Origin of the sequence: Chryseobacterium salviniae, assembly GCF_035819015.1 — a bacterium.
Lineage (GTDB): Bacteria > Bacteroidota > Bacteroidia > Flavobacteriales > Weeksellaceae > Chryseobacterium > Chryseobacterium salviniae.
In genome coordinates this window covers 309923-324917 of the sequence record NZ_JAYLAA010000039.1, presented here as the reverse complement: position 1 = coordinate 324917, position 14995 = coordinate 309923, and the positions used below count along the sequence as shown (strand labels likewise).

Here is a 14995-nt window from a genome sequence, read left to right as displayed (position 1 = left end):
ATTTTAAAGTTTCGGCGGGAGCCTTTGGCTCCGCCGAAACTGCTTTTTGAAACAAAAAAATCCGGAACATTATTCCGGATTTTCAAAATTATTGTAAACAATGATTACTTGTTTTCGTCATCATATTTATTAATTACTTTCTGCGTGACACCAGAACTGCTGAATCCACCGTCATGGAAAAGATTCTGCATTGTTACCTTCTTCGTAAGATCAGAGAATAAGGTAACACAGTAGTTGGCACAGTCGAGAGCGGTAGCATTTCCCAGCGGAGACATATCTTCAGCATATCCCAGGAATCCTCCGAAGCCTTTTACGCCGCTTCCTGCGGTTGTTGGAGTAGGTGACTGCGAAACCGTATTTACACGGACTTTTCTTTCACCCCAATAGTTTCCGAATGTTCTGGCAATGCTTTCAAGGTACGCCTTGTTGTCAGACATATCGTTGTAATCCGGGAAAGTACGCTGAGCCGCAATGTACGTAAGGGCAAGAATGCTTCCCCACTCATTCATACAGTCTTTTTCCCATGCTACACGCATTACTTTATGGAAAGAAACGGCAGATACATCCCAGCCTTTTTCCAACCAGTCGTAATTCATTTCCGTATAATGTTTCCCTTTTCTCACGTTTACGGACATTCCGATAGAGTGAAGGATAAAATCGATTTTACCAAATTTTGCAACAGCGGCATCAAAAAGTTTTTCCAAGTCTTCAATGGAAGTAGCGTCTGCTCCTATTACATCAGATCCTGTTTTCTCTGCTAACGCATTCAGCTCTCCCATTCTCATGGCGATAGGAGCATTAGATAAGATAAATTCAGCACCTTCTTCATGACATCTTTCTGCAACTTTCCAAGCGATCGATTGTTCATTAAGGGCTCCGAATATTATTCCCTTTTTGCCTTTAAGTAAACCGTATGACATATTTTTTAATGTTTATTAGTTTACAAATGTAGCAATATTTGTGTTGATTACATAATAAAAAACGGAGCCTCTTATAAAAAGACTCCGTTTTTCTTGAAAATATTTATATGACTGAAATTAATTTGTTTTTTTATTCCATTCTGCTTTTACATCTTCTGCAGCATCTTTTGTTTTTTCCCAAGCATCATTAGCCTTATCTTTTACATTCTCCCATGCGTCAGAAACATTGTTTTTCGCTCTGTCCAGCCAGTCTTCATGCCTTGCTTCTTCATCGTTTGCTCTTTTTTCGTTGATGTAATCTTTCGCTCTGTCCGCAAGCTCTTCTACTTTCCATTTCGTATTGTCCGCAGCATTTTTTAAAGAGTTTTCTGTGTTGTCTACTGCGTTTTCCGCTTTGTTATATTCTGAATTGTTCATAATAAAATATTTTAGTGATATTAGTTTTTAAACAATAACTATTCCCAAAATCATGGTATACTGTTAAACTTTTCATAAAAAAAAATTAATTACTCGAAGATAATTTTATGCAACTGATTTATAATTTAGTAAGAATATTTATATTTGTCTTAACACAAACACGAAAAGATGAAAAAATGTATTTATTGCAGAAAAATATCAGCCTGCATATTATTATTTAAGTTCATTTATGGATTTACACAAGTGGGAATAGGGACAACCACACCTGCCGTTTCTTCAGTCCTTGACATTAATTCCGGTAACAAAGGAGTTCTTATGCCAAGAATCACTCTCTTATCTGTAACAGATATCACTACAATACCTTCGCCTGCAGAAGGTTTACTAATATGGAACAATGGTCTTGGCGGTGTTTCTCCTTCCGGATTTTACTTCTGGAGCAATTCAAAGTGGAATCAGATTGCTACAGTTTCTACAGTTTTACCCAGTTCGGGAAATTGGAGTTCATCTGGAAACAATGCGGGAAATTACGGTGGCAATGCCACCAATCTTTCTTTTGGAACATCCACCTATGATGATCTTATTTTTAAGGTAAATGGTGTTAATGTTGGGAAATTAGGGGTAGATGGATCAATAAGTTTTGGAAATTCCTCCAGTTCGAAATATCAGGCTATAGCGATCGGCTATAATGCAATCGCAGATAATAACGAATCTGCTGCTTTCGGTAAAAATGCGTTTTCGGGAGGGCACAAATCGATCGCTTTGGGTTTTGGCGCCAAAACAAATAATAATAATGAAACGGCTGTGGGGTACAATACGCTTACATCAGGGCAAAATTCTACGGCATTGGGTTCCGGAGCTTCTGCAAGCGGACAAAACTCTACGGCAATAGGCTATAATGCTTCAACATCCCAATATAATGCAATTGTTTTAGGAGACAGCAATGCCAATGTGGGTATTGGAACAGGTACGCCAAATACTACAACGAAACTTGACGTTAACGGACAATATAAGCTTGGAAATAACGGAACAGTGCAAAAAAATCAGATTAGTTTTGAAGTATGGCCTGCAGTTTCAATAACCAATCTTCCTTCAGGAAAATCTACCACAATGAATATTCCTGTTCCCCCAGCTTTGATACTATCTTCTACAAGAGCAACTATTGTCGTCACTCCGGCAAGTGATTTTGCGGGAAATTCTACTTTCTCTATATCAAATCCAAGGCTAACTTCTGTTTCAAATATTACCATTAATCTTACCAATATTGCTGGTAATGCTGAAAGCCTGTATTCAGCACATTTTTATGTTACCATTAATGAGTTTTAAACCGCTTTAACGGATTTTACATAATCAAATTATGAAATTTCATATTATTCTGGATAAAGCTTTAGAAATCATCATTGTCATAAAATCAAAGGATTGCGTTTCTGCAATCCTTTTTTAATTTATTTGATAATTCTTTCTAAAACCCATTCAATAAGGTTCTTTTCAGAAGCATGATGATCCGACGAAAACTCGCCGCGTCTCCTGTTGGCAATAACATTATTTACTGTAACCGCCTGATGTCCTAATAATTTTGAAAACGCATAAATGGCAGAAGTTTCCATTTCAAAATTGGTAATGCCCAGATCATTCAACGTTTCAAGGAATTGATCATCCAGGGCATTTAAACGAAGCTGTCTTCCCTGTGGCGCATAAAAACCGGGAAAAGTAGCCGTATTTCCATGATATTTTGCATCCTTATATAATTCACCAAGTTCTTCCGACCATTCAGAAAAATAAAGCATTGGCTTTATCTTCTCGTATGGAAATTTTTCATAAAACTTTCTGGAAAATTCATTTTCAAAATGATAATCCGGGTAAAAATTCATCAATCCGTCTAATCCAACCACATTTTGGGTCACCAGCATATTATCAACCTGAACATCAGGGTTTACACTTCCGCAGGTTCCCATCCTGAAAAGCTTTAGCGAAGTATGTTCAGTTTTGAATTCTTTACGTTTCAGGTCAATATTCACCAAAGCATCAAGCTCATTCATCACGATATCAATATTCTCCGTCCCGATTCCTGTAGACATTACCGTGATTCTCTCGCCGCGAAGCGTTCCGGTGTGGGTGTAGAATTCCCTTTTATTTTTACGGATTTCCACCGTGTCGAAATATTTTGAAACCTTGGCAACACGATCGGGATCACCAACAAGAATAATTTTTTCAGCAATATCTTCCGGTAAAAGATTCAGGTGGTAGACACTTCCGTCCTCGTTCAGAACAAGTTCTGAAGCAGCAAGTTTATTGAGCATACTCTGTTTTTATTTGAATTAAAGTTTGTATTAAATCTTCCTCAAATATCCTCTTCATCGTTAAATATCAGTATAGAAACCGATTGTTTAGTTCTGAATGTGATTTCGGGGTTTAAAATTAATAAAAATTCCATTACGGAAATGTAAACAATTATTTAATTGAAATTTAAGGTTACGGTAACCTGTAACGCTTTTGCTATCGATAGTTTTGCGGAAAAAAATTAATGAAGTTTTATCCTTTGGCTGTTCTTTTTGTGATGTTGGGATTTGCGGTAATGTCTTTCAATCCTTCCCATAAAGGTTTTAAAAATGAAAACTCTGTTATCCATCAGGGATTAACAAATTTTAAAACCAGACTCAGTCAATTGAAATCCAATGCTTATGCTTTTTCCGAAGGCAAAATAACGCTTGAAGATTTACGTAAAACATTAAAGGAAACAAGAAATTCTTTCAAGGAAATAGAGTTTTACGTTGCCTATCACTATCCTGAATTTACAAAAACGCACCTTAATGCCGCTCCGTTGTTTCATATCGAGGCGGCCGGAACAACTTCCTATACCCTTCCTCCGGAAGGGCTTCAGGTTCTGGATGAAATGGTATTTTCTGATGAAGCCGAAGAAAAAAAAGAAGAAATTAAAACAATCACCGATTTCCTGTTCAACAGCTATGCAAGCTTCTATTTAAGCTCCATTAAAAACGGTTTAAGCAAGGGAAACAATAAAACATTGCCGTTGAGAATTGAACTCATCAGAATATACAGCCTGGGCGTAACAGGTTTTGATACACCCGGCTCTTTAAATAGTTCCGAAGAAGCCCTGCATGCTTTTTCAGGAATGAAAAAATATATTCAGGATGATCCCTATTTTAAAAATTATAACACGGAAAAAGCACATCAGTTATTTACCGCTGGAATTAAATATCTTTCTGAAAATACAGATTTTGAAAAGCTCGACAGGATTGAATTTTACAAAAAATACATTCAGCCTTTATACGAGGAATTGGGAAGCTGGGACGGAACAACGGACGACCTGAAAGAATTTTCCGGCTGGAACCCGGGAAGTAAGAATCTTTTCAGCAGTGATTTCCTTAATCCGTATTTTTATACTTTGCTCAAGAAAGATGAAGATAATGAAGCATTAAGAAATCTGGGTAAACAAATTTTTTATGATCAGAATGTAAGCGGCAACGGTAAAATGAGCTGCGCAACCTGCCATCTTCCCGAAAACGCATTCACGGATCTGAAATCTAAATCCCAAAGCAATGTAGATGGAAAAACCGTACTGAGAAATTCTCCCACCTTGTACAATGCTGTTTTTGCCAAAAGATTTTTCTATGATTTGAGGGCTTTTTACCTCGAACAGCAAGCCGAACACGTTATTTACAACAAAGATGAATTCAACACCAGCTACGACAATATCATTAAAAAAATAAACGCAGACCCTGAATATAAGAAAGCCTTTAAAAAAGCCTTCAAAAAGGGAACCATCAACCGCGAAAATTTCTCTAAAGCATTAAGCTCATATGTTGCTTCTCTATATTCGTACGAAAGTGATTTTGATCAATTCATGAGGAATGAAAAAGAAATTTCTGACGATGCAAAAAAGGGCTTTAACCTGTTTATGGGAAAAGCCAACTGCGCAACCTGCCACTTTGCTCCCAACTTTTCAGGGCTCGTTCCGCCGTTCTTTAATGAAAATGAATCTGAGGTATTGGGAGTAACTATCAAACCAATTGATCAAAAGCCGCTTGCGCTTGACGAGGATAAAGGGAGAATAAACAGCCCGGTAAAAAAGGAAAATTCGTGGATTTATGAAAATTCATTTAAAACGGTAACGGTAAGAAATGTTGCGCTTACCAAACCCTATTTTCATAACGGCGCTTTCAGCACCCTGGAAGAAGTCATGGAATTTTATAATGAAGGCGGAGGAGAAGGACTGGGATTAAAAATGAAAAACCAGACACTTGCTGCCGATAAATTAAACCTTTCGTCAACGGAAATTCAACAGATTATTGCTTTTCTTAATTCTTTAACGGATATCAGCAAAACTAAGGTTAAATAAAAATGCATCATATTGTCATTCTGTAAGAATCTCAATGCAATCATAATTAGGTGAAATATTTGCTTCAGTTTTTTGTGGCTAAAATAATTCTCCAGTGGATTTTATGGATTTCACAGATTTTGAATTTAAAATTGATATTCTAAAAACGTTCTATTTGTCGTTCCGGAAAAACTAAGCACAATTTATACCATGTTTTGCTGGCTTTTAGCTCTCAACATTTAGCTTAAATACATTCCTTTTGTTTCTTTTGCGGTTAATTTTCTCCCGCAGATTTCACAGATTTCGCGGATTTTTTTTGAAATTTAAAACGTTCTATTTGTCGTTCCGGGAAAAACTCAGCAGAATTAATACAATATTTTTCTGGCTTTTGGCTCTCGAAATTTAGCTTAAATACATTCCTTTTGTTTCTTTTGCAGTTAATTTTCCCCCACGGATTTCACAAATTTCGAATATTTTTTTTGAAATTTAAAATGTTTATCATCCGGAAGAAATACTTTAGTTAAATTTTAAATTTATTGCGATTAATGTAACATATTCTTAATCTGATTAACATTAAATTTTCTATAAATTAATATTACTACAGAATTATTTAAACTCCTATTAATAGGGGCTTCATCACAATAAAATAGATTTGCAGAGTCTAATAAATTGAAATTTAAAATGAAAAGAAAACTACTTACAGTTGCAGCTCTTGCAATGGTTTCGGGTACTTTGTTGAATGCCCAGACTTTTATCTTCAACAAAAATTCTTCATGGAAGTATAATGATACCAACACAGCATTGGCACCCCAATGGAAAAATGCAAACTACGATGTTACGGCATGGCCTCAGGGGAACGGTCCGTTAGGATATGGAGATCCTGTAACCACACAAACCAGTACAGACTTAATCACCGCTTATTTTACCAAAGATTTTACGGTTAATTTAAATGACCTTTCCTCAACGATGGAATTGGGTGTAATGAGAGACGACGGAATCGTAGTCTACCTGAACGGAGAGGAAGTGGTAAGAGACAACATGCCTACCGGAACAATCGATTTTAACACCTTATCCTCAACAACCATAGACGGATCTGCTGAAAGCGTTTATAACGTATTTTCTATTCCGAAAGCTAAATTCGTAAACGGAAACAACAGAATTTCCATCGAATTGCACAACAGAGGCGCTTCAAGTTCAGATTTAAGAATTGATGCCTATCTGAAAACAACCACTACGGTAACTCCGGTTACTTGTAACGCCAATCATATCAGCTGCTTTACATCAATTGTCCCGACAGCTCAGACAAACAAAATAATCATTCCTGCTGAACACAAATATCAGTTGATCCTGAAAGAAGGAGACAGCTATACAGAAGGTGGCGGATTAGTAGGAGGTTTAAATGACTTCACTGCTTATGTGGCTAAAAATTCAAGCAGCACAAACGGTTACCTTTCCGTAAACCATGAAACAAACCCGGGAGGTGTTACAATGGCGGAAATCAACTATAACCCGACGACAAAATTGTGGCAGCTTACAAGATCAAGAGCCGTAAGTTTCTCTGCTCCGAGCCTGGTTCAGACGATCAGAAACTGTTCCGGTGGTATTACACCTTGGGGAACAATTGTTACAGCAGAAGAACAGACCACTTCCAACGATGTCAATTCAGACGGAATGAAAGATTACGGATGGCTGGTAGAAATTGATCCTGTAACCGCTCAGGTAATTTCTCAGAATACAGATGGTTCTAAAGGAAAACTTTGGCAGATGGGAATCATGAATCACGAAAATGTAGTGATCAACAATGCAGGAACAATTGCTTATTATGGTGAAGACGGAGGAACAAACAAAGTGTATAAATATGTAATGGATACACCAAATAACCTTTCTTCAGGAAACCTTTATGTATTGAAGTTAGATCAGGGATTGAGCGGAGGAGATCCTATAACAACTACTGCAACATGGGTTCAGGTTCCTAATAAAACAAAAGCAGATCAGAACAACACGGCTTCATTAGCAAATTCTGTTGGAGGAACTTCTTTCAATGGTGTGGAAGATGTGGAAATCAGTCCGCTGGATGGTAAAATTTATTTTACAGCAAAAGGATTAAATAAAGTATACCGATTCAAAGACGACGGAACAACTGTTTCTCAGGTTGAAACTTTCGCAGGAGGCCTTACTACCAATTATTCTTTCGATACAGCGCAGGGAACAAAAACAGAAGCTTGGGGAGACGGAAACGACAACCTTACTTTTGACGAGCTTGGAAACCTTTGGGTTCTTCAGGACGGTGGTAAAAACTATATCTGGGTAATAGCTCCGGATCATACTCAGGCAAATCCTAAAGTGAAATTATTTGCTTCTATGCCTGCAGGTTCAGAACCTACCGGACTTACCTTTACGCCGGATCACAAATTCGGGTTCTTCTCTATTCAGCATCCGGATTCTACGATCTCTACAGATGTAGATGCTACCGGAAATACCATTGATTACAGAGGGAAATCTGCAACAATAGTAATGGCATTGAAAAACAACCTCGGAACTGCCGGTTCTTTAGGAACTATAGAAGCGCAGCCGGAAAATACGGTAACTGTTGCCCCGAATCCTACTTCCGGAGTAGTAAAAATCAACTCTCCAAAAGGATTGAAAAACATTTCGGTAACAGCCTACAGCATAGATGGTAAAATTGTATTCACCCAGAAATATTCAGGATTGAATAAAGTGTTAGATTTAGATTTCACCAATCAGCTTAACACTTCAAGAGTTTTAATTCTGAACATTGAAGCAGAAGGAGGATTCCAGCAGACCGTAAAATTGCTGAAGAAATAATTATTAATATTTTACATTACTGCCGGTAATCCATGGATTGCCGGTAGTTTTTTTAGTTATGAAAAAGATATTTTTTTCTGCTCTGTTATTGATTTTTTTGCAGGCAAAAGCACAGATCGATCCTGTAAAATATCCCACATACACCAGCATAGACGATGCGCTGAAAAGCGGGAAAACAGTGTACAGTATGAGTTTCAGAGGTAAAACCATGTTCAATCTTCCGGCAGAAATTCAAAAATTCAATTCTATTTTCTTTCTGAATTTGATGGAAAATAAATTTGAAAAGATGGATGAATCTATTTTTAAGCTGAAAGAACTTACGATTCTGAATCTGAATGAAAACAGCATCAAATACATTCCCGATGAAATTGCAGAGCTTCAGAAACTGGAAAGTTTTTCAATCAATTTAAATAATTTGACCGGCATTAATCCGAATGTAGGAAAGCTTAAAAAATTAAAAAGTATTTATCTCGATGCCAATAATCTGAACGTTTTTCCGGAAGCATTATTAGAAATTCCAACCCTTGAAGAAATTAATTTGCAGGGAAACCAGATCAGTTTTATCGCCAAAGATTTAGATAAAATTAAAAACCTGAAGTCACTGAACCTTTCTGCCAATCAGATCAATGATTTAGGACAATTGGAATTTCCTAAACAGCTTAAATACCTGGAATTACAGCAAAATTCGATTGCTCAATTACCAGAAGGCTTATTCAAATCAAAACAGCTGGAATTTTTGAATGTAAGCCAGAACAACATCAAAGAGATTTCTCCTAAAGTAAAAGGCTTAAACAATGTCGTAAGCATGAATCTGGCAGATAACCGGCTTACGGATCTTCCTGCAGAATTTTCCCAATTGAAAAATCTTAAAACCTTAATATTAACAGGGAACCCTATAGAAAAATCAACCCTTGAAAAACTAAAAGCAATTATGCCACAAACGCAGATTTACTTTTAAAATGAAACTTAAAATACATTTGCGATATTCACAAAGTTCTTCGCTGAGTAAAACACCATTACGAAAAAAATGTTTTTAGTTTTAATAAAAAACTTTTGCGGTCATAGCGTTTGAAGAATTTAAAAATTATAATAAACTATCCGCCGACCCTTTTGGTCTTATATCCCATTTCTTTAAGGATATCCATTATTTTATCACGGTTATCCCCCTGAATGATAATCGTTCCATCCTTTTCAGAACCACCGATTCCCAAGGTGGTTTTTATTTTTTTTGAAATTTTCTTAAGCTCTTCCTCGCTTCCTTCCCAACCTTCAACAATCGTTACGGGCTTACCTTTTCTGCCTTTCTTCTCAAATTTACAGACTAAAGGTTCTTTCTGCCTGAATTGTTCTTCTGGCATTTCAAAATCCTGCTCTTCGTGTTCAGGAAAAAGGTTCTTTAATTGATCTCTTAAATCCATACCGCAAAATTAATAAAATATTTAGTCAAAAAATAGATAACATCTCCAAACCTTCAAGGTTTTGAAAACCTTGAAGGTTTACGATCGAAAAGCAATTTTAAATAAATTTTAAGCCCTCCAATTCTTCAATTCATTTCAAAATAAATAAATTTGTAATACTAAAGTTTATACAAGATGTCTAAAAAAGCAATATTAGCAATCCTCGACGGATGGGGATTGGGAATGAATCCTGATGTTTCAGCCATTGATAAAGCCAACACACCATTTATAGATAACTGCCTTAAAAACTTTCCGCATACAACCCTTGAAGCAAGTGGTCTTGCGGTAGGATTACCCGCAGGACAAATGGGGAATTCAGAAGTAGGACACATGAACCTGGGTGCCGGAAGAGTAGTCTATCAAAATCTGGTAAAGCTGAACATGGCGGTGGAAAACGGTTCTTTGGGTCAGCAGAAAGTTATTCAGGATGCATTTGAATATGCAAAAAGAGAAAACAAAAAAGTACATTTCATCGGCTTGGTTTCCGATGGAGGCGTGCATTCCCATATCAACCACCTGAAAGGCCTTCTTACCGCAGCTCATGAATTCGGATTGCATGAAAACGTATTTGTTCATGCTTTCACAGATGGCCGCGATTGTGATCCCCATTCCGGGAAAGGCTTTATTGAAGACCTCCAGGAACACATGATAAAAACCGTTGGCAAGCTCGCTTCTGTTGTAGGAAGATATTACGCAATGGACCGGGATAAAAGATGGGAGCGTGTAAAAATAGCGTACGATGCCATGGTAGAAGGAGTGGGAGCGCAGACCACCAATGCCTTGCTTGAAATTCAGAAATCGTACGATGAAAATATTACGGATGAATTCATGAAACCAATTATCATGATCGATTCTACAGCCATTGGAAATGTAGTTCCTGTTGCTAAAATTACGGATCATGATGTTGTAATTTGTTTCAACTTCCGTACAGACAGAGGCCGTGAAATTACCGAAGTACTCACGCAGCACGACAAACCGGAATATTTCATGAGAAAACTTCCGTTGCATTATGTAACGCTTACAAATTACGATAAAACTTTTCGGGACGTGCATGTTGTTTTTGATGAAGAAGTGCTTCAGGAAACGATGGGCGAAATACTGGAAAGAAACCATAAAACACAGATCAGAATTGCAGAAACGGAGAAATATCCTCACGTAACGTTCTTTTTTTCAGGAGGAAGGGAAGAACCTTTTAATGGAGAAAAAAGATTGCTTTGCCCAAGTCCGAAAGATGTTCCTACTTACGATCTTAAACCGGAAATGTCGGCATACGATATCACCAATGCCATCCTTCCGGAACTGGAAAATGAAACGGCGGATTTTGTCTGTTTAAATTTTGCCAATACCGATATGGTGGGACATACAGGTGTTTTTGAAGCTGCCGTAAAAGCTGCCGAAACAGTAGATCAGTGTATTGAAAAAGTAGCGACAACAGCGTATGAGCATGGGTATGCGGTTTTCATTCTTGCTGACCACGGAAATTCGGATGTGATGATTAACCCAGACGGATCGCCGAACACGCAGCATTCAACCAATCTGGTTCCTTTTATCGTGATGGATAAAGACAACACCTGGAATCTGAAACCGGGAAAACTTGGTGACGTGGCTCCTACGATTTTAAAAGTAATGGGTGTGGATATACCGGAGATAATGACCGGAGATATATTGGTAAGCTAAAATTAATAATATCAAGTATAAATTGCCGTTATGATTGTATATAACGGCATTTTTTATGATTAATATCAGAAGAATTAACAGTTTATTATGTGTTAAATAATAAATAAAACTCTAAATTTGCAAATTAAACCTAAATTTATAAAATGTATCAACAGCTTGTTAGGAAAGAAGTAATGGGAATTTTGGAAAAGGAAGTAGGCTCTTTTCTGGATAAATTTTTAACGCCAATTGAAAAGATATGGCAGCCTTCTGATTATCTTCCGGATCCTTCAAGCTCAGAATTTAAATACGATCTTGAAGAAATTCAGACGTTTGCGCAGGAAATGCCGTACGATCTTTTCGTAACCCTTATCGGAGACTGTATCACAGAAGAAGCATTGCCTTCCTACGAATCATGGTTAATGGGCGTAGACGGGGTAGATCAGGAACAGAGAGAAGTAGGATGGGCGCACTGGGTAAGAGCATGGACGGCTGAAGAAAACAGACACGGGGATCTTCTTAGCAAATACCTTTATCTGTGCGGAAGAGTAAACATGAGAGAAGTGGAAGTTACCACTCAGTACTTAATCAACGATGGCTTCGATTTAGGGACAAGCATGGACCCTTACAGAAACTTTATCTATACAAGCTTCCAGGAAACAGCTACCAATATTTCCCACAGAAGAGTAGGGACGCTCGCAAAACAATCCGGAAATGGGAAGCTGGCCAAAATGTGCGGTGTAATTGCAGCCGATGAAGCAAGACATGCCAAAGCATACAAACATTTTGTAGCTAAAATTTTAGAAATCGATCCTTCCGAAATGATTCTTGCATTTGAAGACATGATGCGAAAGAAAATCGTAATGCCGGCTCACATGATGAGACAATCCGGGCAAAAAGCAGGAGAGCTTTGGGGACATTTTTCAGATGCTGCACAAAGATGTATGGTGTATACCGGACAGGATTACATCAACATCCTGAAAGACCTTCTTGACGAATGGAAAATAGAACACGTTAAAGGCCTTAACGAAAAAGCCGAAAAAGCGCAGGAATACCTGATGAAACTCCCGGGAAGACTTCAGAAAATCACAGACAGGATCTCAACTCCTGATCTGCAGTTCCAGTTCAGCTGGGTTAAGAGATAAACTATCCTGTTAAATGATAAAAGTAAGAGCGCCGGTTATATTTGGCGCTCTTTTATTTGTATCTTTGCATTTCTTAAAATAAATTCACAGAATGAATAATAAAAAAATTGCAGTTGATTTTGACGGAACTATTGTTGATGATGCCTATCCCGCGATTGGCAAACCGAAAATTTTCGCTTTTGAGACATTAAAAAAGCTTCAGTCGGAAGGATACAGATTGATTCTCTGGACGTACCGCCATGGAAGAGCATTAGATGAAGCCGTAGAATTCTGTTTGAAAAACGGTGTTGAATTTTATGCCGTGAATTCAAGTTTTGAAGGAGAAGTTTTCGATCCTGAAAACCAGTCGAGAAAAATTGATGCAGATTGGTTTATAGACGACAGAAATTTAGGGGGATTTCCGGGTTGGGGCGAAATCTACAATATCATTCAGGAAAGAATAGAATTCCGGGTTGAAGGAAAAGAAGTTCTGGCCTATTCAAAGCTTAAAAAAGAAAAAAAGAAAGGACTATTCTGGTAGGATATCCAATGTAGCAATTGATCAATATAACAATTTAACAATAAGAAACGTAAAAATATTCTTACCCTGCTACCCTGTTATATTGTTACATTTATAATTAAATAATGATTCAGTTAAAAACAATAGACGAGCTTCGTCTTATGAAAGAAAGTGCCCGATTGGTTTCCAGAACTTTGGGAATGCTGGCAAAAGAAATCAAACCGGGAATTACCACTTTATATTTAGATAAACTGGCACATGATTTTATCAAAGATCATGGGGCACAGCCTGCATTTTTAGGATATGGCGGATTTCCGTATTCCCTTTGCATTTCACCGAACGAGCAGGTGGTTCACGGTTTTCCAAGCAAAGAGGAAATCAAAGAAGGCGATGTACTTTCTGTAGATTGCGGCGCTATTTTAAATGGTTTTGTAGGCGATCATGCCTATACCTTTGAAATCGGTGAAGTAAAGCCTGAAACCAAAAAGCTTCTGAAAGTTGCCAAAGAATCTCTTTACAAAGGCATTGAGCAGTGTGTCAGAGGAAAAAGAATCGGGGATATTTCCCATGCGATTCAGTCGCACTGTGAAAAAGAAGGATATGGTGTAGTAAGAGAACTTGTTGGCCACGGTGTAGGAAGACAGATGCATGAAGATCCGCAGGTTCCCAATTACGGAAGACAGGGAAGCGGTAAAGTAATTAAAGATGGTCTTACGATTGCCATTGAACCCATGATCAATCTGGGTACTGAAAAAGTGAAATTCCATAATGATGGCTGGACGGTAACCACTCTTGATAATCAGCCTTCCGCACATTTCGAGCATGATGTTGCCGTGATTAACGGGAAACCTGTATTGCTGTCAACATTCCAATATATTTACGAGGCGTTAGGTATTGAAAGTGACGAAGAAAAAGCTTTCCAACTTGATTTTTAATGAAAAAGGCAGCCAAATTTTTATTAAACAAAATTCCACGCCCTATGCTGATCAGATTAAGCATTTGGGCGAGACCGCTCATTTATCAGCTTTTTAAAGGAGACCGGTTTGTAGATCCTATCGACGGGAGATCCTACAGGAAATTTCTTCCGTACGGATATGGCAAACAGCGGGAAAATGCTTTATCTCCGGGAACTCTAAGTCTCGAAAGACATCGTCAGATGTGGCTGTATCTTCAGAATGAAACGGATTTTTTTATTAAAAACCACAAAGTTCTCCACATCGCTCCCGAACAGGAATTTCTCAGAAAGTTCAAAATGATGAGAAATCTGGATTATATTTCGGCAGACCTCTATTCTCCTATTGTTGACGTGAAAGCAGATATTCTCGATCTTCCTTTTGCGGATGAAAGCTTCGATATTATTTTCTGTAATCATGTGCTGGAACATATCGTAGATGATGCCAAAGCGATGAGTGAATTATATCGGGTATTGCGGCCTGGAGGATGGGGCATATTGCAGGTTCCGATGAAAAATTCCCTTGAAAAAACCTATGAAGATTTCACCATTACAGATCCGAAAGAACGCCAGAAGCATTTTGGTCAGTATGACCATGTTCGCTGGTACGGGATGGATTATTTTGAAAGGCTTCAGAATGCAGGTTTTGAAACGGAAGCTAACTTCTATTCGCTGCAGTTTTCTGATGAAGAAATTGAGAAATACGGACTGCGGAAAAATGAAATTCTCCCTATCGTTTATAAAAAATAAAACGTCTCCAAAACCGGAGACGTTTTTTTGTGAATAT

At 37.7% G+C, this 14995-nt stretch carries 13 protein-coding genes; 9 read left to right on the top strand and 4 right to left on the bottom strand.

The annotated features are described in order from the left end of the window. Nucleotides 1-104: 104 nt before the first annotated feature. Nucleotides 105-920, bottom strand: a complete 816-nt coding sequence (locus SOP96_RS11830; RefSeq protein WP_326321140.1) for an enoyl-ACP reductase FabI — start codon at nucleotides 918-920, stop codon at nucleotides 105-107. 117 nt (nucleotides 921-1037) lie between these two features. Continuing rightward, a complete protein-coding gene (locus tag SOP96_RS11825) occupies nucleotides 1038-1337 on the bottom strand; it encodes a hypothetical protein (RefSeq protein WP_029292999.1) in 300 nt (99 codons plus the stop codon). Nucleotides 1338-1505: 168 nt separating this feature from the next. On the opposite strand from SOP96_RS11825, the gene SOP96_RS11820 reads away from it, so the two are divergent. Next, a complete protein-coding gene (locus SOP96_RS11820) occupies nucleotides 1506-2660 on the top strand; it encodes a hypothetical protein (RefSeq protein WP_326321139.1) in 1155 nt (384 codons plus the stop codon). A 119-nt stretch (nucleotides 2661-2779) separates the two neighbouring features. On the opposite strand, the gene SOP96_RS11815 is transcribed toward SOP96_RS11820, so the two are convergent. Further along, the gene (locus SOP96_RS11815; RefSeq protein WP_326321138.1) at nucleotides 2780-3634 is read right to left on the bottom strand and encodes a nucleoside phosphorylase; all 855 of its coding nucleotides are present in this window, start codon (nucleotides 3632-3634) and stop codon (nucleotides 2780-2782) included. Between the two features lie 224 nt (nucleotides 3635-3858). Here SOP96_RS11815 and SOP96_RS11810 point away from each other — a divergent pair, with 224 nt between their 5' ends. The 3 genes from SOP96_RS11810 to SOP96_RS11800 all read left to right on the top strand — a co-directional run bounded on the left by SOP96_RS11810 (nucleotide 3859) and on the right by SOP96_RS11800 (nucleotide 9457). Further along, nucleotides 3859-5694, top strand: coding sequence for a cytochrome-c peroxidase (locus SOP96_RS11810; protein ID WP_326321137.1), 1836 nt, complete (start codon nucleotides 3859-3861; stop codon nucleotides 5692-5694). Nucleotides 5695-6354: 660 nt separating this feature from the next. Next, nucleotides 6355-8499 carry an alkaline phosphatase PhoX gene (locus tag SOP96_RS11805; protein ID WP_326321136.1) on the top strand — a complete coding sequence of 715 codons (2145 nt, stop codon included), beginning with the start codon at nucleotides 6355-6357 and terminating at the stop codon, nucleotides 8497-8499. A 58-nt stretch (nucleotides 8500-8557) separates the two neighbouring features. Further along, on the top strand, nucleotides 8558-9457 hold the full coding sequence (locus tag SOP96_RS11800; protein WP_326321135.1) for a leucine-rich repeat domain-containing protein: 900 nt from the start codon (nucleotides 8558-8560) through the stop codon (nucleotides 9455-9457). 136 nt (nucleotides 9458-9593) lie between these two features. On the opposite strand, the gene SOP96_RS11795 is transcribed toward SOP96_RS11800, so the two are convergent. Next, the gene (locus SOP96_RS11795) at nucleotides 9594-9917 is read right to left on the bottom strand and encodes a translation initiation factor (protein WP_326321134.1); all 324 of its coding nucleotides are present in this window, start codon (nucleotides 9915-9917) and stop codon (nucleotides 9594-9596) included. Between the two features lie 174 nt (nucleotides 9918-10091). Here SOP96_RS11795 and gpmI point away from each other — a divergent pair, with 174 nt between their 5' ends. From gpmI to SOP96_RS11770, 5 genes are all read left to right on the top strand, one after another. Next, nucleotides 10092-11633 (top strand): 2,3-bisphosphoglycerate-independent phosphoglycerate mutase, encoded by a 1542-nt coding sequence (gpmI, locus tag SOP96_RS11790; protein ID WP_326321133.1) that lies wholly within the window; start codon nucleotides 10092-10094, stop codon nucleotides 11631-11633. A 143-nt stretch (nucleotides 11634-11776) separates the two neighbouring features. Next, complete coding sequence (locus tag SOP96_RS11785; protein WP_326321132.1) at nucleotides 11777-12757, top strand: acyl-ACP desaturase; 981 nt, start codon at nucleotides 11777-11779, stop codon at nucleotides 12755-12757. Between the two features lie 91 nt (nucleotides 12758-12848). Continuing rightward, nucleotides 12849-13277, top strand: coding sequence for a BT0820 family HAD-type phosphatase (locus SOP96_RS11780; protein WP_326321131.1), 429 nt, complete (start codon nucleotides 12849-12851; stop codon nucleotides 13275-13277). Nucleotides 13278-13381: 104 nt separating this feature from the next. Next, nucleotides 13382-14191 (top strand): type I methionyl aminopeptidase, encoded by an 810-nt coding sequence (map, locus tag SOP96_RS11775; RefSeq protein WP_326321130.1) that lies wholly within the window; start codon nucleotides 13382-13384, stop codon nucleotides 14189-14191. Further along, complete coding sequence (locus tag SOP96_RS11770) at nucleotides 14191-14958, top strand: class I SAM-dependent methyltransferase (RefSeq protein WP_326321129.1); 768 nt, start codon at nucleotides 14191-14193, stop codon at nucleotides 14956-14958. The genes map and SOP96_RS11770 overlap by 1 nt, the downstream gene beginning before the upstream one ends. Nucleotides 14959-14995 lie beyond the last annotated feature (37 nt).